The organism is Paraburkholderia sp. 35.1, from assembly GCF_050436525.1.
GTDB lineage: Bacteria > Pseudomonadota > Gammaproteobacteria > Burkholderiales > Burkholderiaceae > Paraburkholderia > Paraburkholderia tuberum.
In genome coordinates this window covers 810782-829884 of the sequence record NZ_JBNDMJ010000001.1, presented here as the reverse complement: position 1 = coordinate 829884, position 19103 = coordinate 810782, and the positions used below count along the sequence as shown (strand labels likewise).

General features: G+C 63.2%; 12 protein-coding genes. 4 read left to right on the top strand and 8 right to left on the bottom strand.

From position 1 onward, the window contains the following. The 4 genes from tssG (at nucleotide 1) to OKW27_RS03975 (ending at nucleotide 4696) form a co-directional block, all read left to right on the top strand. Nucleotides 1-1068, top strand: coding sequence for a type VI secretion system baseplate subunit TssG (tssG, locus tag OKW27_RS03990; RefSeq protein WP_090811834.1), 1068 nt, complete (start codon nucleotides 1-3; stop codon nucleotides 1066-1068). Next, the gene (locus OKW27_RS03985) at nucleotides 1065-2162 is read left to right on the top strand and encodes an ImpA family type VI secretion system protein (RefSeq protein ID WP_429332619.1); all 1098 of its coding nucleotides are present in this window, start codon (nucleotides 1065-1067) and stop codon (nucleotides 2160-2162) included. The genes tssG and OKW27_RS03985 overlap by 4 nt, the downstream gene beginning before the upstream one ends. Nucleotides 2163-2234: 72 nt before the next feature. Then, nucleotides 2235-3251: a fimbrial protein gene (locus OKW27_RS03980; RefSeq protein WP_429332618.1), complete on the top strand. Its 1017-nt coding sequence runs from the start codon at nucleotides 2235-2237 to the stop codon at nucleotides 3249-3251. 41 nt (nucleotides 3252-3292) lie between these two features. Then, on the top strand, nucleotides 3293-4696 hold the full coding sequence (locus OKW27_RS03975) for a GlcNAc-transferase family protein (RefSeq protein WP_429332617.1): 1404 nt from the start codon (nucleotides 3293-3295) through the stop codon (nucleotides 4694-4696). Here the strand turns inward: OKW27_RS03975 and OKW27_RS03970 are convergent. The 8 genes from OKW27_RS03970 to OKW27_RS03935 form a co-directional block, all read right to left on the bottom strand. Then, a complete protein-coding gene (locus tag OKW27_RS03970; protein WP_429332616.1) occupies nucleotides 4601-8035 on the bottom strand; it encodes an RHS repeat-associated core domain-containing protein in 3435 nt (1144 codons plus the stop codon). The two genes, OKW27_RS03975 and OKW27_RS03970, sit on opposite strands and share 96 nt — an antisense overlap. A 16-nt stretch (nucleotides 8036-8051) precedes the next feature. Further along, nucleotides 8052-8318, bottom strand: a complete 267-nt coding sequence (locus OKW27_RS03965) for a PAAR domain-containing protein (RefSeq protein WP_090810707.1) — start codon at nucleotides 8316-8318, stop codon at nucleotides 8052-8054. Nucleotides 8319-8407: 89 nt separating this feature from the next. Next, a complete protein-coding gene (locus tag OKW27_RS03960; protein WP_429332615.1) occupies nucleotides 8408-11158 on the bottom strand; it encodes a type VI secretion system Vgr family protein in 2751 nt (916 codons plus the stop codon). 33 nt (nucleotides 11159-11191) lie between these two features. Then, a complete protein-coding gene (gene tssM, locus OKW27_RS03955) occupies nucleotides 11192-15157 on the bottom strand; it encodes a type VI secretion system membrane subunit TssM (protein WP_429332614.1) in 3966 nt (1321 codons plus the stop codon). A 13-nt stretch (nucleotides 15158-15170) separates the two neighbouring features. Next, on the bottom strand, nucleotides 15171-16505 hold the full coding sequence (tssL, locus tag OKW27_RS03950; protein WP_429332613.1) for a type VI secretion system protein TssL, long form: 1335 nt from the start codon (nucleotides 16503-16505) through the stop codon (nucleotides 15171-15173). Continuing rightward, nucleotides 16502-17851: a type VI secretion system baseplate subunit TssK gene (gene tssK, locus OKW27_RS03945; protein ID WP_184023673.1), complete on the bottom strand. Its 1350-nt coding sequence runs from the start codon at nucleotides 17849-17851 to the stop codon at nucleotides 16502-16504. Before tssK ends, tssL begins: the two co-directional genes overlap by 4 nt. A 5-nt stretch (nucleotides 17852-17856) precedes the next feature. Continuing rightward, nucleotides 17857-18402 carry a type VI secretion system lipoprotein TssJ gene (gene tssJ / locus OKW27_RS03940; RefSeq protein WP_429332612.1) on the bottom strand — a complete coding sequence of 182 codons (546 nt, stop codon included), beginning with the start codon at nucleotides 18400-18402 and terminating at the stop codon, nucleotides 17857-17859. A gap of 140 nt (nucleotides 18403-18542) precedes the next feature. Then, nucleotides 18543-19025 carry an Hcp family type VI secretion system effector gene (locus OKW27_RS03935; protein ID WP_184023663.1) on the bottom strand — a complete coding sequence of 161 codons (483 nt, stop codon included), beginning with the start codon at nucleotides 19023-19025 and terminating at the stop codon, nucleotides 18543-18545. Between the last annotated feature and the right edge of the window lie 78 nt (nucleotides 19026-19103).

Here is a 19103-nt window from a genome sequence, read left to right as displayed (position 1 = left end):
ATGGATGGGGCAATGGCGAGCGCCGTCGCGCCAACGCGATCATCGCTCGATCCGCAATCGCTCGACGCGTGGTTCGATCCGGACACGCCTTGGCAGTCCGGCTTCCTGAGCCTGCTGCGCGCTATCGCCGCGCGCGACCCGCTGATGCCGTTGCCGGGCACCGCGAGTCTGCCGCAAGAAGAGCCGTTCCGGATCGGTCAGCAACCCACTCTGGCGTTTGCGCCACGCGAAATCGCGTCGCTCGGCATGCGAGACGGTCGCCTCGACGTGCGGCTGTTCGGGCTCGGCCTGTGGGGGCCGCAGGGGCCGCTGCCGCTGCATATGACGGAGCTGGCTCACAGTCGTGTGGAAAGCCACCAGGATCATGCGCTCGTCGGGCTGGTCGATCTGTTCCATCACCGCGCGCTGTCGCAGTTTTATCGCGCGTGGGCATCGGGGCAAGCCACCGCGTCGCTCGACCGTGCCGGCGACGAAACGTTTTCGTTCTACGTCGCCAGTCTGATCGGCGTCGACCCGGCCGAGGCGGAGCAGTCCTGTCTGCCCACGCACTCGCGCTACAGCGCGGCCGCGCACCTCGTGCGCGAGGCGCGGACTCCGCACGGCATCGCGGCGACGCTCTCGCATTACTTCGGTGTTCCGATGACGATCGAAGAATTCGTGCCGCACTGGATCCATCTGTGCGCATCGGAACATACGAGGCTCGGGGTGCCGGGGCCCGCGGCGATCATCGGTGAATGCGCCCAACTCGGCGAGGCAATTCCCGACCGGCAACACAAGTTCCGGCTCGTCGTGGGTCCGCTCGACCTCGATCAGTATTTGCGCCTCACGCCGCACGGCGAGGACTTGCCGACGTTCGTCGAATGGGTGCGAGCCTTCGTCGGCCACGAATACGCGTGGGAGGTCAAGCTGCTCGTCAACCCCCGCGCGGCGCCACCCGCCTGCATCGGCACGTCGCAGAGACTCGGCTACTCGACGTGGCTCGGTGATTCCCTCGACGACCTGCCGGTCGTCGGCATGGTTTTCGAACCTGAACAGTACAACGACCGACCCCGGAGTTCCCTCGCATGAACGCCAACGCTCCCGCCGTCGTGCTGCGCTACGCCGATCTGCTCGAACCGGTCTCCGCACACGCGCCTTGCGGTCCCGATCTCGAATACGATCCGGCCTTCGTGATGCTGCAGGCGGCCGCGGCCCCACGCGCCGAAGCGCAGTACGGCGACTTCGTCGACGTGCCGCCAACGGCCAATTGGGCCGACATTGAACGCGACTGCCGCGCGCTGCTGCTGCGGACAAAAGACCTCCGCCTCGCGGTGATCCTGCTGCGTTGCCGAACCCGGCTCGACGGCGCGGCTGGCCTGCGCGACGGACTGGCACTGCTGATGGCGATGCTCGAATGCTATGGCGAAGCGCTCCACCCGCTGCCCGTGTTCGAAGGCGAGCGAGACCCGGCGATGTTCGCCAACGCGATCGGCGGACTCGTCGAACCGGATGGCACGCTGGCCGATGCGCGCGACATCCCGATGCCGAGGGCGGCGGGGCTTCAACTGCATTTGCGCGATATCGAAAAATCATTCGCGACGCCGCGCCAGAAGGACGCGCTCGCCCCTGAATCCGTCGCCCGGTTGCTCAAGGAATTGTGGGGCCGACGCGACGCGGCAATGGCCGCACTGGTCGAAGCGCAGTGTCTGACGCAGCGCATTGCCGCATGGTGCGATGAGATGCTCGACGCCGACGCGCCCGATCTCGGCGCGTTGTCCCGAGCGCTGGAGCCATTCGCGCAGCATCGGGTGGGCGGCGGCGGGTCCGCGCCAGCGCCCGCCCGAGCCGTCAACGAGCAGGACAACAAGCAGGACAACAAGCAGGACAACAAGCAGGACAACGACAGCGTGCGTGGACCGGCGTCAGCGATCGTGGCTGCGGCGACGCTACCGCAGTCCGACGCGCCGACCGATCTGCCAATCACTGCGCCGTCTCCAATGGATCGCTGGAGCGCGCTCGCAGCCATTCAGGAAACACGCATGTGGTTCGAGCAAAACGAACCGAGCAGTCCTGTCATTGTTTTGCTGCGCCAATCGGAACGAATGGTGGGCAAACGGTTTTCAGAACTCGCCCATATCATTCCCGCCGATTTACTCGCTAAATGGGACGTAGCCGACAGTTGAGGCGACGTGCGCGCATGTGCGACTTTCCCCGCTGTCAGCCCATTCAGTCCGCCGGTCAACCAACAACTTCCAATGAAAAGACTCATTCATTTTCTTATCCTGGTTTGCTTCGCGATACCCCATTTCGCGTTCGCCACCTGCATCCAGTTGAAGCCTTCGCAAATTTCCGAACTGCTGTCTCAAGGCTACATCGCGGGACAACCATTAGCGGTCAACATACCGTTCCGGGAAAGCTCGGTATCGATCGATCCGGCGTTACCGGTCGGCTCGGTGATCGCCACGGGCTTGTCGCCGGCGTACGCGACCTATGCGAACTTCGCGGACTGCACCAACGGGGGCACGGTATCAATACAGTATTCCAACGCAACGCCGTCCGTTGTATTGGGGGCTACCGTCTATAACACGAACGTCCCAGGCATCGGCTTTCGTTTGACCTATCTTCGTGCAACCGGCGTGAACTCGCCACTTCCGTTTACGCCTTCCTTTCCCGCCGGCGAACCCGATCAGGTTATGTATGGGCGCTTCGGCATTGGCTCGCAATTCGAGATCGAACTGGTCAAAACGGGCGACATCGCAAGCAACGTCAACGCGATACTCAACACCGTGGGAGCCGGCGTCGCCGAGGGTGACGGCAATCGGGTCGTGACCATCACGGGCGGCAGCATCAACGTCAAGGTTCTTCCAAGTTGCTCGGTCAATACCAGCACACTGAACATCGATTTCGGCACGTTCGGCCCGAGCGATGTGTCGACCACAAGCGGGCCAACCCAGCCAGTCGACTTTACGGTGCTCTGCACCGGGCCCACGCCACCGGCTTCGATTACTGCCGTACTTTCCGGAACCCCCGATACAGAAGATAGCAGCCTGTTGAAGAACACCGGCGCGACGCATCTCGCGATTCGTTTGCGGGATGTTTCAACCAACACAATCTTCAGGCCCAACGATCCGACGAGCACCCTCGTCCACACACCGCAGGGCGCGATGCAATCGCCGTTTGCACTCGAGGCGACGGTGCTGCGCGTCGGAACAGCAACGCCGAGCGCAGGCAGGATCCAGGCAACCGCAACAGTCACGATGACCATTCTTTGAATCGACTATTCAATGACGAAGGTCCACCAGAATCAACGCGCATGACCCAGTTATCCGTCACACCGCCGCACTCGATCTTCGTGCAAATCGCGAGTTATCGCGACCCGCAGTTGATCCCCACTCTGCTGGATTTGATCCAGAAAGCTAGAAAACCTGATCTACTACGGATCATCGTCTGCTGGCAGCATGCGCACGACGAGACGATGATCCAATTCTGGCAGCACGGCTTTGGCAATTGGCGAACCGAGCAGACCGACAGCTGGACCATCCAACATCTCAGTCATCGTGAAGCGAAAATCGAATTGATCGACGTGCCCCACATGATGACGCAGGGCGCATGCTGGGCTCGCAATCTGGTCCAACAGCGATACGGCGGCGAGCGCTACACGCTGCAACTCGATTCGCACCACCGCTTCGTCGACGCATGGGACACGCTCGCAATCGAGATGCAGGAGTCTTTACGCGATGCAAGTCCAAAGCCCGTGCTGACCGCCTACCTTCCGATGTACGACCCCGAGAACGACGACGCTCGATCCAGCAACGAGCCGAGCATATTGGCCTATGCAAGGTTTTCCAGGGAAGGGGTGGTCCTGTTTCGCTCGAAGACACTCTCCGACTGGAGAACGCGCATTCGCCCGGTCCGTTCGCGCTTCTTCAGCGCGCACTTCGCATTTGCCGACGGTCACTTTGCCCAGGCGGTCCAGCACGATCCTGACTATTTCTTTCACGGCGAGGAGATTTCGCTTGCCGTCCGTGCGTTCACGCACGGCTATGACCTGTACAGTCCGCACAGGCTGATCGGTTGGCACGAATATCTGCGCTCATACCGCGTCAAGATGTGGAACGACCACAATCACGAGGCCAAGGAACGGGGTGAAATCGACGAGCCCTGGCACGAGCGCAACGAGCGCTCGTTGCAGCGCAATCGTGCTCTGCTCGGTATCGACGGAGAAACGTTGGCTGACGTTGAGTTCGGCAAGTATGGACTCGGAGCGGAACGCACGCTCGCCGATTACGAGGCCTACGCGGGCATCGGCTTCAAGTGGCGCGGTGTCCAGCAGTCGGTATTGAATGATGTTCCACCAGTCGCGGGCACGCAACGTCCCGACGAAGCGACATGGAAAGCTTCTCTGCTACGCGCAAACGACGTCCGTGTGTGCGTACATCAGAATGGATTCGACAGGCATCTGGTCACGCCCGGCGTCGAGCACGCGCTGCGGGCCGCGACGTCAGCCACCGTCGTGATTTACGGCAACGACGAGACGGTACTGCGCCGCGAGACCGTCGACGGCAGCGGTCTTTCCCGATACCGGAAAAACGGCTGGCTCGACTTCCATGTGATTTTCGAATCAGAACTTGGCCAGCTCCCAGCCTGCTACGTCGTGGAGTTGTTCGACGACGCCGGCAAGGTATTGAGCCGGGTCCGGTGCGCCATCGATGCATGACGCATCCGCGACGACGACGCATGGAAACGCCTCCGGCGTCGCGCGGCCGACAGGACTGCACCACGTCAGCGGATTCGGCGCGTAGCGATACGGACTGGTTCCGCCTTCGCCGTTGCGATCGGGGCTGATGTAGCGGCCCGCGTGAGGATCATAAAAACGCGCACCGTTGTAGTACAGCGTGGTTTCATCGTCCGCGTATTGGCCGGCATAACGAAGCGGCTGCGCGAACGCGTCGCTGCTTGGCCACTCCGGCGTCGCGAGACTGCCCCACGCCCGGTAACGCCCGCGCCATGCCACCTGGCCGGTCTCATCCGTGAGCGCGACGGCCGTACCGGCGGCGTCAGTGTGATAGTGATAGACCTGCGTGTTCTTGATCGCGCCATCATCGGTGAGGGTCTGGTCCACGCAAGCGAGCGGCGCGAAGCCCGTTGAGCGGTCGGGCTCGGGTTGATACAGGTACGTGCGCAGTTCCATCGCGCGCTGCTGCTGGATCAGTCTGTGTCCTTGCCACAGATAGCGCGTGAGCTCGTCCTGTTCCGGCGTCGATGACTGCTGCGCGCGCCGTGACGAAGCGGGTTCGACACGCCTGCCGATACGCCGACCGATTGGGTCGTACTGATAGCGCACGGTATAGCCCTTGCGATGCGCGGCGATGACGTGCCCCTCCGCATCCCAATCGAGCGATAGCGTATGGTTGCGGCCACGCCTACGCACCAATTGCCCCCACACATCATAGTCATAACGATGTCCGCGGCACTCCCGTAACCGGTGGTCGGGATACACGGCCGGGAACCAGCTGCCGCCAGGCGTATCGAGCAGATTGCCAGCGGCGTCCCACGTGAAATACTCGATGTCCCCCTTCTCCGACACCGAGCGCAACAGACAGCCACGCCGGTCGTAGTCGTACCACGTCTGACCGTCGGTCTCGGCGCCCGTCCTGACGATCACGTCAGCGAGACTGTAATCGGCTTCGCGCCACAATCCGGCGACAGGTTCTGTCGCGCAGCCCGGCGTATCCACGTCGCGCCCCGTCACCGAACGCCACCACACCGGCAAGCCGAGCGGCGAATAGCCCGTATGCGTGCGCAAACGGCCTTGCGTGCGCGCAACCGGACGCCTCATCGCGTCATACCAGAAGCGCGCAATCTGTCGATCGTCCAGTTCGACGAACGCGACAGCGCCAGTTTCGAAGCGACGCATACGCAACTCCTGCCCCTGTGGCAGCTGAATCGCGACAAGGCGGCCAACGACGTCGTACGTGTAGCGCAGTGTGCCGTTTGCGCCGTGCTCGGCGATCAGACGGTCACCGGCGTCGTGTTCGAAGCGGATCTCATCCGCTCCGATTCCGAGTAGCTCGCCTTCTCGTGTTGGCTCGCGGCTCACGCAGTCGAGTAATCCGCGCGGCCCGTAGCGATACATATAGCGGTTGTGCGCGGTCTCACGCCGGATGAGACGGCCCGCGCGGTCGTAGTCGAACGTTTCGCGACGCTGTTGCCCGCCCGCCTGCCACGTGAGACAACGGACCTGCCCGGTATTCGCATAGTCGAAGTTGCGTTCCACGCCATCGGCATCCGTGATCGACAGGCAACTGCTCGCATTCCACCGAAGCAACTGCACCGCGCCGTTCGCGCTTTCGATTCGAGCCGGGCGCCCATGCGCATCGTATCGACGCACGATCACGTGCCCCTCTTCGTCGACCGCGCGTACGACATTGCCTTGCCGGTCTCGATACCAGTGCCGGCTTCGGCCACTCGGGCCGACGAACGACGTCCGCTGGCCAGCCGCATTCCACACATGACGCTCGGCCTGTCCGTCCGGACGCGTGATGGTCAACGGTCGGCCGAGGCCATCGCGCTCGATTCGCGTGACCGCGCCGAGCGCGTCGGTCACACTGACCACGTAACCATTGACGTCATACTCGTAGTTCGTCGTGCTTCCGCCAACTCCAGTGCGACGTGTCACCTGCCCCCACGCGTTATGCGCGAAGGTCGTGGCGACCCCCTGCGCATCCGTCGAGCACACGACATCGCCATCGTCACCATATTCGAAACGCGTGAATTCTCCAGACGGGGTTTGATAGTGCAACGGCTGCAAGCGATCGTTGCGTGCCCACATCCACACACGGCCATCGCTCAACGCAACTGACACGGGCTCGCGTGACGCAAACGCATACTGCGTCGAGCGGGTTGCGCCCTCGCGATCCGTCTCACACGCGACGCGTCCGAGCCCGTCGTATTCGACGTGAACCACCCGCTCGCCGGGCAGTTGCATGGTGAGCGGCGCGACGGCGTCGCCGTAGTCGAACCGGTAGTGCCGGTCGTCGAAGTCTGTGTGCGACAGCACGCGGCCCTGCTCGTCGTATTGCCAATGCGCCGTGTTGCCGAAGACGTCGCTGACCTCACTGGTCCGGCTATCGAAGTCGTAGGCGAAGCGCTCACGCGCGCCTTCTGACGTGACTCGTCGAATCACGCGCGCGGCGCCGCCGATCGTCTGCCACACATAGCGTGTCGCCATTCCGAGCGCGTCTGCTTCTTCGACGATCCGCCCATCGCGGTATGCAAAGCGACGCACGATTTCGCCGACCCGGTTGCGTACCTCGGTGAGTTCGCCGCGCTGGCTGTAGCCGTACTGGACCAGCGCGCCGGTGGGACCGCCGTCGACACACTCGACAACGCTCAGACGCGCGCCCATCCGCGCTTCGTAGTGCATGCGCAGCTCGTGGCCGCAGGTTCCACGCATGCGCAGCAAGCGCCCGCCGGGATCCCAGATCAGGCCGATCCGCTGCTGACGAAGATCCTCGACGTATTTGAGCCGTGCGATTCCGTTCGCGTCGAAGTCGCCGAACACGCGGTAATGCGGCGTCAGATCCGCGACGACGAGGCGTCCGTCGCTCAGATGCGCGATGTGCAACTGCGCAGCCGCCGCAATTACCTGCGACCCGCGCCCGGGAAACGGCACGCTGAGCGTGCTGCCGTATTCGTCGGTGTAGAGCAGTTGATCGTCCCGCTTGTGCAGCGTGACTTCCCAACTCGTGCGCCAACCGACGCCGAGCAGCCCGAGCGCGTGCTGCGCGCTCGAATAACAACGCGACCATACGAGCGGAAGACGGCCTCGCAGCCTGAAGTCGGTTTCGTCGGTAGGTAGGCAGACTTTGCTGCCGCTGATTACCTCGACCGAGCCGCACAGAATGCCCGACAGCGCGCGACGCATCCGAAAGCGGTCGACGACGTCGCCGAGCCGCTCACAGCGATCGAGCAACGGTCCGACACTGGCGAGGGGCAATACGACGCCGGGCAAGCCGACCAGCTCGCCGCCGATTCCCGCGACTCCCGTCGTCACATGGCCCCCATCGTCATCATGATCCGATGCGCACGTCTGGCGAGCCAGCGGAACACGGCGCGCCACACGAAACCTTGCCGCCAACCAATGCCGCCGGCACGTTGTTGATCAACACCGTACCCGAACCCGCGACCACAGCTTGCGAGCACGGGTGCAGCGCGCAAACGGCAGAGCTCATACCGACGAGCGCCGCAGGCAATCGATTGATGAAGACCGTCGGGGAACCCGAGACGATCGAACCGCCGTGTCCGATCGCATCGCCTTTGCGAGCCGCTGGAAACATGATCGATTTTCTCCTCATGGAAACTGAACGTCCGTGCAGGGCGATGCGCGAAGGCATTCGCCGTCTGCACGGTATTCCGAAATATGCTGTTACGCGTCTGAGCCGGTTGCGGGCGGTGTTTCGATCGGCGGCGGCGGTTCCTCCGAGGGCGGCGGCTCTTCCGACGGTGGCGGCTCCTCCGACGGTGGCGGCTCTTCCGACGGTGGCGGCTCTTCCGACGGTGGCGGCTCTTCCGATGGCGGCGGTTCCTCCGATGGCGGCGGTTCTTCCGATGGTGCCGGCTCTTCCGATGGTGCCGGCTCTTCCGAGGGCGGCGGCTCCTCCGACGGCGGCGGCTCTTCGGACGGCGGCGGCTCCTCCGACGGTGCCGGCTCTTCCGAGGGCGGCGGCTCCTCCGAGGGCGGCGGTTCCTCCGAGGGCGGCGGTTCTTCCGATGGCGCCGGCTCTTCCGAGGGCGGCGGCTCCTCCGACGGCGGCGGCTCTTCGGACGGCGGCGGCTCTTCGGACGGCGGCGGCTCTTCGGACGGCGGCGGTTCTTCCGACGGTGCCGGCTCTTCCGATGGCAGCGGTTCTTCGGATGGCAGCGGCTCTTCCGATGGCGGCGGCTCTTCCGACGGCAGTGGTTCTTCCGTCGGAAGCGGACATATCGTCGGAAGCGGCTCGTCCGATGGAGGTGGCGGAATAACTGGAACGTCCAGCGCATCGAGCACCACTACAGGAACTGGCACCGTCACTGAGCTGCCGCATTCCTTGTCACCGGGGTTAAGGTCCAGCGGCGTGCCTTGCACCACGACACGGGTGTCACCCTGGATGCGGATCGACTTACCGATGAGCTTGATCTCGCCATCCTTGTTCATGGTCAGCGAGGACTTGCCGCACACGATAGACAGCGCCTTCCCGGCCGACAGCGAATAGGCTCCGCCTACCGCGTGCGTCGACGCGCCACCAACCGTGACCGTACGTGCACCGCCCACCGTCAGAAGGGAGGCACCCCCAACCGCGGTCTCCTCCGCCCCGCCAATCGAGACAAAGTGTGCAAGACCCACGGAATAGAAGGCGACACCCTTCACCCTTACCGAGTACTTGCCGCCGACGATCGTGCTGGACGTCGCGCCGACGGTCATGCTGTGCGCCGCGGCCACGCCGATCTTGTAGTCGGCACCGACGACGTGTGACTCATTCAGCTTCGTCAGGCGGTTCATGTCCCGTTCCGCCTGCAAAGTGAATTCCTCGGCACCCGCCTTGTCCTCGAAGCGGATGCTGTTGTAGTTCTGCAGGCCCCCTTCCATCGACCGGCTCATGAAACCGCTCTGCGTCGCGTTGCCTGGCAAGTCATAAGGCGGACGCGTCGCCGCGTTGTACAGGCTCCCGGTGATCAGCGGACGATCCGGGTCGCCGTTCCAGAAGTCGACGATGACTTCCTGGCCGATGCGCGGAATGTAGATGCCACCGAAACCCTGACCGGCCCACGCCTGGCTCACACGGACCCAGCAGGAGTCGGTTTCGACGTTTTGGCCGTAACGGTCCCAGACGAAGCGGACCTTCACGCGGCCGAATTCGTCGGTCCACAGTTCCTTGCCCTCGGGACCCACGACGACAGCCGACTGCGGCCCGTTGACGACCGGCTTCGAGGTCTCCCGCGGCAGTCTGAACACTTCGCTTGTCGGTTGCACGTCGAACTTGTTGCTGCAGGTGTATTCGTAGCCGCTACCCGATTCGTCCGGCGTACCGGTCAGGTCGAGCTTCGTACCGATGACGAGGTATTCGCAGTTCGCGGCCGTATAGTCGTAGTTGGTCAACACGAACGTCTGCCCGCACGCGAGTCCCCGTACGTTACCTTCGCCTTGCGCCCGCGTACCCGGCGCGCGCAGTGCTTCCATGCGCGTACGCGCCAGCAGTTCACCGTGGCTGCTGTCGGTGTAGTCTCCCGGCCAGTCGTAGCGCTCGAGCAGGTTCCAACTGGTGTCGCGCGGTTGCTGATTGATCGCCCGCATGTCGGCGCGCGAACGCGTGAAGTCGAAGTCGCTCGTCACGTAGTGACCGGTGCACAAGACTTCGGCCGTCGAAAACGCGCTGATGTATTCGGTGTCGGTCTTGCCGCCCTGCGGTTGGAACGCCAGCGTCCGGTATGACGGGTTCGGCGAGTGGCGGTGCGCGCCAATGTGGTCGCACAGCACGAGCCGGTGCTTGCCGTCGGCATGCTCGAAAAACCAGTAGATGCCCCACTCTTCCATCAGGCGATGAATGAAGTCGTAATCGGTCTCGCCGTACTGGACCTGGAACGTGCGCGGTTCGTTGGTCGGACTCTCACCCTCGAGCGCATAGCGGCTCACGTCGAGGCGCTTTTCGACCGGGTACGGATAGTCCTTCAGCACCTCGTCGATGATCTCGATGACCGTCCTGTTCTGGAAAATCTTGTAGTCGGTCGTCAGGGTCGCCAGCCACAGCCACGGCTTCAGCACGACACGATAGACGTTGTAGCGGCCGTCCCGACGCAGGTATTGCGCGGCGACGACGAGTCCGGTGATTTCGCGCTGACATGCCTCGGTGTCGGCGCTCGGCTGGAGGTCGATCGCGACGGTCATTTCCTTGCCTAGCAGCGCCTTCAGGTCGAGGTTGGCACTGACGGCAAGCGGTACCGTGTAATCGTCAGGCGTGCGCAATAGCAGTTCGTACTCAAACAGCTTGCCGAGATGCTCGTCGCCGTTCAGTGACATGAACTCCAGCGCCGGCTGCGTCTGTCCGTCCGCGGTCTGACCCGGCCACCGCGGTATCGCCGCGCTGGATACGGTCACTGCGCGGCTTTGCACACTTATCGCGTTCAAGGGATTACTTGACATGCACTCCTCTAAATTCTCTATATCGAAAAGACGCTACAGCTCGTCGGCGAATGCGGAGCCTGACGACGCGTCCGCTCGCCTTCCCATCGCGTTTCCGCTACCGGGACAACGAAAATCGCGCAGCAACGCCGTGAGTTGCGGTCCTGACTGTCCGCCCGATGTCAGTTCGATGACCGCGTGCCGGTCGTCGAAATTGAAGTCCACCGCCGAGCGGCTCGACGACAACGTCGACGTCACGCGGCCCCGGTCGATCAGACGGAACAGCGCCCACGGACCTTCGGTCATGACGGTCGACGTGTCCGGACGCACGCGCGGATTCGCGGTGAGGCCGGCCATCGAACCGCCGCGCGGCCCCGGCCAGGTGATCGGGGACGTCGTGACCGGACCATGCGCATAGCGCAGGTTTTGCCCGTCGACGTCGATGAGCAGATCGGTAATCTCGGGGTCCAGCGACACGACCTTGAGGCCCGCGTTCCACGACATCCGGGTCGCGCCGGGATCGCGGAAAAATGTCTGACGGATCGCCGCGGCGCGCTCGAACGGTTCGAGGCCCGGTCCCTGCATGGGCGGCATGCCGGGGCTGACCGGCTTATAGCGCCATGGCCGCATGCTCGTATCGACGCGGCTGGCGAGCGTCTTGTGGAAAAAGTCGTCGAGCAGGCCGCCGGCCGCGAACACGCGATTGAAATCGTCGATGTCGACTTCCTGGGCGCTCGCGGCAAACGGATATTTGCCTTCGACAGCACGGCGGCATTGCGCGCCAACGCTCGATTCGACCTGCATCGTGAGCAGGGAGCCGACATTGCGGTCCACCTTGCGCATCGACTGCGACGCGAGGCCCGCGAGCACGGCCCGAAACGGCGGCGGAAGCTTCTGCGCCTCGAGCTGCAGCGTGGAGCCGAGGTCATCCGTGGGCGGCATGCTGTTGGTGGCGAGCACGTCGCCGGCCGTCATCAATCGCGTGTACTGCTCGTTGATCAGCCCGATGACGCCGCCCAGCTGCAGCACGCCGCTGCCGCCAGGCAGCGCGCTCCCGCTATCGGCCTGGCCGGTCACGACTTCGCGCAGCGCGGCAAAGCGTCTGTCGACCAGTTCACGTTCCATCTTCTGTTGCGCGAGCTGACCGATCGTGGCGGTTGCGGCCACGGCGCTCGCCGCGCGCGCCGCCTGCGAGCGACGCATGATCACGTTGATGGCACTACCGGCGGCCGACGGCTCGTCCGCGCCATCAACGATCGACAGCGACGTCTCGCGCGCGGCCGTTCGCGCGAGTCTCGCCAGCGGCGAATCCGGCGCAGCCAGCGTACGCAGCGTCTGCAGATCGGGCGCCAGGGTGCCTTCGCTGCCGGACACCGGTCTCACGTCGTCGAGAAACTGGCTCCAGTAATTGCCATAGTCGGTCAGGTATTGGCGACGGATATCGTCGGCGAGCCTGTCCTTGCGCGATGCGTTGCCGTTTGCCATCCGCCGCCACCGCGCCGATGCATCGGCCTCGCCCATCACCCAGGCGTCCTGTTTTCGCGCCTGCTCGAGAAAATCAGGGAGGCGCTTGTTAAAAACGGCGTGATAGCCGTCGTAGGTATAGAGACCGGGGATACCTCGCGCGAGCGTCGAACCGCCGGCCAGCATGAACACGGTAGTGGCCTGCGGACCTGCGGCGCTCAGCAGCGTGACGTTCTCGGGCGCCTCGGGAGCCATGGCGTTCATCGCACGTTCGTAGAGCCGTCCGGACGCCGGATTGCGGCCAAGGAACTCGCGCGCGCGGCGCACGAGCCGTGCATTCACCGGTCTTGCCGGCACCGCGGGCACCCCTTCCACGATCAGCGCATCGAGGTGACGCGCCATCACGTTGCGCTCGCCGAGCGATGCGACGCTGTTGGCGTGTTCCCAGTCGCCGAGCACCCATGCCTTGACCGCTTTCGCGTCGTAGTGCGAGCCATCGAACAGCATCAGGTAGACCATCAGCGTGCGATAAGCGCCGTCCGCGTCCTGTACGCCGATTTGCGTATCGAGCACCGTTTCGAGCCGGCCGACGACTTGCGGCAACAGCATCTGTTTCAGCAGATTGTTGTAAGTCTCGCCGGCCGCGCCGCGAATGGCGGGCGCCGTGTAGAGCCCGTAGTGCCATGCGACACCGGGACTGTCGAGGTCCATGCCGTCGAACTGAGGCAGGTCACGCGACGCCGACAGAAGCGTCCCCATCGTCCCGGGCTGCGGCGCCTTCCGTTGCGACAAGACCCGCGCGGCGAGCGCATTGGCCTTGCCATCGATCGCGGCGAGATACTCGCGGTTGTTGCCGAAGCTCACGACGAGCGCACCAATCAGCCACACCGCCACGACGATCGCGAGCAGGTGTCCGATAAGACGCAACGCGCGGAAGCGGACTTCCCAGTACAGGTTCGGCCGCACCAGATGCGCTTCGGCCAGGATCACGCGCTGAAACAGATTGCGCAAGAAATAGCCGCGATAGCCGGTAGGCGTAGCGTCGCCGGACGACGGCGAGACCGTATTCGGCGCGGCACCAAATAAACCCGCGAGCCCGCGACGCAGCCGCTGCAAGAGCGTGGAGCTGTCGGCGGACACGGCCTCGTGAGTTTGCGCCGCGCTCGTGAAATAGACGCCGCGCAGCGTGCTGTTCAACTGCGTGTCGTCGTATTTCGAATCGAGAAACACCAGCGCGAGCAATTCATTGAGTTCCGCGCACAGGCTACGAAATTCTGACGGCAGCGCATAAAGTTTCTTGCGCAGATCGACCTCGTACACCTCTTGCAGCCTCGTGTTGACGCCGTCTTCGAGTCCCTGCTCCAGCTCACGCATTTCGGCCGCGCAGTTCAGGCGCAGTGTGTCGCGGCCGTGTTCTTCCGCCGCTTCCTGATAAGGCAGTGTGAAGCCGAAAATCTGCGCGCGGCTTTCCGCCGTCAACGACTGGAAATACTCCCCGAAGCCGGGCAGCAGATCGAGCTTCGTGACGAGCACGTAGACGGGGAATCGAATCCCCAACTGCTGGCGCAACTCGCCGAGCCGAGCGCGCATCGACGCGGCGAGCGCCTTTCGTTCGGGCGCTGGGCGCGTCAACAACTCTTCGATTGAAACGACCAGCAACGCACCGTTGATCGGCGCGCGCGGGCGCCGCTTGCGAAGCAGCCCCAGAAGGCCGCGCCACTCGGCCTCGTTCACGCTCTGCAGGTCTTCCGGATCGACGTCAACCTTCGCGGCGTCTTGCGACGCTGCGTCCTGAACCGTATAGCGGCCAGCGGTGTCGATCAGCACCGCTTCGTTCGCGAACCACCAGTCGCAGTTCGCCGTTTCGACGCGGCTTCTCAGCGACGCCGCGACCATCTGATCCGCCTCCGGAAAATCCAGACCCGAGTTCAGGATCAACGTCGTCTTGCCGGCGCCTGGCGAGCCCACCACCATGTACCACGGGAGTTCGTACAGATAGCGCTGGCTTTCGAGCAGACGACGCAGCCCTGCCGGTCCGCCGCGCATGCGTTTGAGCTTGTCGATGGCCTTCGCGACGACCGCGTGAAGCGCGCGGATTTCGTCTCGTGCAACAGGGGTCGCGGCCGACTTCTTCGTGAACGGGTTCAGAACGCGCTGCAGCAGCACGTCATCGCTGCGCACTGCCCGCCACAGACGATACAGCCCATAGATCGCGTAGCAGGCAAGCAGCACCGAGATCAGCAGCACGCGGGACCATGTGGTGCCGAGTGGATGCGTTTCGCCGAACGCGAGTATCGGTCCGAAATACCAGAGCGCGAGACACAGCAACGCGACGCCGATGACGCCAGGCGACCAGCCGAGCAGCCAGAACAGCAGCAGCAATAACAGCACGACGATCGACAGCGTGCGCGAGAGCACGCTCTCGAGTGGGCGGTAGTCGCCAAATGCAATCAGAGGTCCCACGAACCAGACGGCCACAGCCGTCACGAGGATCGCGGCGAGCACCAGCGTCTGGCGCGTGAGCACAAGTTTCGATAAGCGGTTCAAATAAGACATCAAGGCTTTCCCGTTAATGCGTGACGAAGACTTCCACGCGTCGATTGCGGGAACGACCTTCCGCTGTACTGTTGTCCGCGACAGGTTGTGTATCGCCCTTGCCGACAGCCTCGATGCGATTGCCGGGCATGCCGTGCGCCTTCAATACGTCGGCGACGAACGCGGCGCGCCTTTCCGATAGCACCAGGTTGTCAGGAAACTCCGCCGTATGAATCGGCTGGTTGTCGGTGTGCCCGGTCACCGTGACATTGCCGCCGACCCGGACGACCTCCTGCGCGACCTTGGTCAACACCGGATCCAGTTCCGGTCGAATGCGGCTTTGCCCCGGCAGGAACACGTAGTCGCCACGGAACACGACCCGGCTGCTGCTCGCGGTCTCTTCGACGGAGAGCAGGCCGCGAGCGATCTCGTCTTTCAGCAAAATCGACAGGCGCAAGCGCTCGTGACCGACCGGAGCCGCGACCTTGACCGGCTCTCCGATCGCGAGAATCTTCGCTTCCAGCGCATTGCTTTGCGCCAGAAGCCGATACTTGTACCAGGCGAACAGCGAGAACACACATAGCGCAGCGACGCCCGCCGTCGCCCAGACCGGCACGCTTTTCAGCAGCCACATCCTGCCCGGCTCCTCGCCGCGCCAGTGCGGCGACAGTTCGAGCCGCATCGTGTCCCGCGTGCCGCTGATAAGCGTCAGCATTCGCTGCCGGATCTGCTCCAGATGACGTGGACCGTCCGCGGCAACGCTGTAGCGTCCTTCGAATCCAAGGCTGAGAATGCGATACAACACCTCGAGGACGTCGATGTACTCCTGGGGATCCGTTGCCATGCGGCCGATCAGCAGGAAGAACTTCTCGCCGCCGTCCACTTCTCCTTCGAACTTGAGCAGCAGCCCCCCCGCGGCCCAAATTCCACCGCTCCCCCAACGCGTGCGGTTGGCGGCTTCGTCGAGCGCGGTGCACAGCGCGTAACGGACAGCCGCCACGTGCTTCCACGGCAAACTCGCTTTGTCGCAGACCTTCTGGAATGCGGCGACCTCACGCACCAGCAGCGAGCGCAAGCTCGCGACCGCAGCCAACGAATCGAGCGAAGCCGGCATGTCCGCCAGCATGCGCAACAAAGGCTGCGCGGCTTCGCACAACGGATTGCGCGCAGCCTTCATGCGCTCCAGACGCGTCTGCACTTGTTCCGGCGGATCGAACGCGGCCGCATCGACCACCGGTTCCTGATTGGCGACACCCGCGGTTGTGGGACGCCCAGCGGAAATGGCAGACGGCTGGCTCCGGCCAGAAGCAGAGTTGTCGGGGTTCAACAGAAACTCGAACGCGTCGTCCCCGTATGCACCGGTACTCATTTTTGACGCACGCCCCACAACTCAAGCTTGAGTTCCGGGAAGTGCCCGGCGACATGCATGGCAAGCCCTCCGTGCCGCGCAATCTGTTCCCAGAACGGTCCGGTACGCGACAGTTCGAAATAGATAAAGCCCGAGTTGAACGGAATCTGGCGCGGAGGAACCGGCAGCGCCGCTACTGCCAGCCCCGGCAGGTGCGAACGGATCAATTCCGGCAAGCGCTGCGGATGACTGATCTTCGTTTGGGCAAGAAACTGCTGCTGCAGCAATTCGGAAGGCATCTGCGCGCCCACGGCGAGCACGAGGCTCGAATAGCCGGCCAATTCGTTCGGCAGCATGGCGGCCGTACGGATGCCATGCGCCTGCTCCGTAAGCGGAATGGGCTGCGCACCACGAATCAACACCTGGTTCAACAGATAGTGAACCTCCTCGACGAGGGGCCTGATACTGCGGTAGAGCTGCGCATGGTCATAGCCCGGCGCCGCCCGCGGACGCCGCGTTTGCGGACGCACGAAGGTCGAAAGCTCGCCCGCGAAAAGCGCGAGCTCGCGATACAGGGTCACCGGCGCGGTCTCCTCGAGTTGGCAAATATGCTCCAGCAGCGGCTCATAGCGATTGAGCACCTGGAGCAGCAGATAGTCGGCCACTTCGGCCGCCGCGCCCGTACGGCCATCAGCACCTGACAGACGGGCGGCGAGCGCGTCGGCGCGTAGTCGCGCGAGGCCGTGCAGTTGCATCGCCCATTCGCGCAGCAGTGGATTCGCGCCGTAACCGGTCACGGGCGGAATGTGGTCGGCGCTGTGCAGCGACACGGCGCCGTCGGCGTGCAGCGCCTTCACGCGCGTCAGCGCAAGCCCGATCCACGACTGCGTCAGCTCTTTCTCGGGCAACAGCCGCAAGCGCAGGTTCGAGAGTTGGACGGGCTTCGGACCTTGGCCGATCGCGTTGCTGTCGCGCAGTTCGGCGTCGTACGCATGGTAACGGGCCAGCGATCCGCTCTGCTCGGTGAAGGCGGTTTCCTCGGTGTTAGGCAAGCGAAGCGGGACCGCCAGGTAAATCACCTGCTCCTGATGTTCCGGTCCGATCGTCAGTGGGGGCGGGGGCAGCGTCAGGCCAGGCACCTCGAACGGTGTGCCGTCTGGAAATACCCCGAGCCCGCTCTTGAACACCAGCTTGCCGAACGCGAGCGATTCCTGATCGATTTCATAACGGCTGAAGCCCCAGAAAAACGGGCTCAGCGGCGCGCTCCGGCGATGCGCGAACGACTCGAAATACCGCTCCTGCTGCTGAAACAATTGCGGGCGCAGGAAGAGTCCTTCGCTCCAAACAACTTTGCTATACCAACTCATCGAAATTAGTCTGACTTTGAAATCGAAACAGTGCGCTGATCGAGCTGGATCGTCAGCTTCTGTTCCTTGTCTGGAAGAGCCATCCTGTACCATGCGGCGTCGGGCGCGATTGGCAACCGGTAAACCGCGCGCCAGACCGATTTCCCGAGATCCCGGTAGCCGGCCAGCACGCCAATTGCGGTAGTGGCGGGGTTCGACTTCCGGACGATCTCGCGTGTATCGCCGGGACGCAGAATAAATTCGTCAACGACCAGCACGTCGTCGCCAAGGATTTTTTTGTCGTCGCTTTGCAGCGTGAAAAAGTCGCCGGTTTGAAACGCCGTCGGCGACTTCAGTTCGTAGACCCGCACGAGGATCGGCGCCGCCGTTCCCCACTCGTTCGGATTGACGTTCTCGTTTGCCGCGATCTGAAGCCGGAGGGTCGTTCGCTCCTTGACAACGGGAACCGACGCGGTAGCGCACCCGGACAGCCATGCGCTCGCCCCGCTTAGGGCTAGCCAGCCTCCGATACGCAGCCATATCGCGAAGCGGGAAAAAAAGATCGAAACCATCTGACGGTATCAAGGTGATCTCGCACATCGCCCTGAATGAACCAGGATGCCTGCATCCAGCCGGGCATCCCGGTTAACAACCTCGACACGGCGTCCCGGACAAAAGGGTCGTCGTGCCAAGATTCAGGAAAATGTGCGATTTAGGCTGTGTTCTTCTTGATATCGAAGGTCGCCGTGATCGCACCACCGCTACCGCCTTGCGCGTTCTGCACCACATATTCCTGCTTCAGGCGAGCAAAGGACAGACGCACCGTTTCGCACGGACGCGATTCACTGTCGCTGACGCCGGACGGATGCACCGAGGTAACCAGCACGTCGTTCATCGTGAATTTGATGTATTCGAGCGGATTACCGCCAGCCTTGCGCACGACGAGTTTGGCTTCGTCGATGTGCTTACCGGTCAGGCAGTATTGCGTCAGGTTGGGCGTTGCACGATCGATGAAATGCTCGAACGTGAAGTCGTCGACCGTGGCTCGGCCAGCGCCACCACCGGAACCAACGTGCATATTCGATTGCTGCGTAACGCCCCACGCCCAGCTCAGAACATCGATTTCGTCCTTGTGGTTAGCGTCTGCCGACTCACCATCAATCCCGTTAATCTTGAGAAAGATGTCTTGCGCCATAAAAATACTCCTTGATACCGATTAGTTTTAGAGATGCTCAATGAAAGTCAGGCATATTTAGTGAGCGCCTGTCCGTCG

Excerpts from the sequence above, each read along its gene's own strand:
- tssG (WP_090811834.1), top strand. The coding sequence starts at position 1 with ATGGATGGGGCAATGGCGAGCGCCGTCGCGCCAACGCGATCATCGCTC.
- OKW27_RS03985 (WP_429332619.1), top strand. The coding sequence starts at position 1,065 with ATGAACGCCAACGCTCCCGCCGTCGTGCTGCGCTACGCCGATCTGCTC.
- OKW27_RS03980 (WP_429332618.1), top strand. The coding sequence starts at position 2,235 with ATGAAAAGACTCATTCATTTTCTTATCCTGGTTTGCTTCGCGATACCC.
- OKW27_RS03975 (WP_429332617.1), top strand. The coding sequence starts at position 3,293 with ATGACCCAGTTATCCGTCACACCGCCGCACTCGATCTTCGTGCAAATC.
- OKW27_RS03965 (WP_090810707.1), bottom strand. The coding sequence starts at position 8,318 with ATGTTTCCAGCGGCTCGCAAAGGCGATGCGATCGGACACGGCGGTTCG.
- OKW27_RS03960 (WP_429332615.1), bottom strand. The coding sequence starts at position 11,158 with ATGTCAAGTAATCCCTTGAACGCGATAAGTGTGCAAAGCCGCGCAGTG.
- tssM (WP_429332614.1), bottom strand. The coding sequence starts at position 15,157 with ATGTCTTATTTGAACCGCTTATCGAAACTTGTGCTCACGCGCCAGACG.
- tssL (WP_429332613.1), bottom strand. The coding sequence starts at position 16,505 with ATGAGTACCGGTGCATACGGGGACGACGCGTTCGAGTTTCTGTTGAAC.
- tssK (WP_184023673.1), bottom strand. The coding sequence starts at position 17,851 with ATGAGTTGGTATAGCAAAGTTGTTTGGAGCGAAGGACTCTTCCTGCGC.
- tssJ (WP_429332612.1), bottom strand. The coding sequence starts at position 18,402 with ATGGTTTCGATCTTTTTTTCCCGCTTCGCGATATGGCTGCGTATCGGA.
- OKW27_RS03935 (WP_184023663.1), bottom strand. The coding sequence starts at position 19,025 with ATGGCGCAAGACATCTTTCTCAAGATTAACGGGATTGATGGTGAGTCG.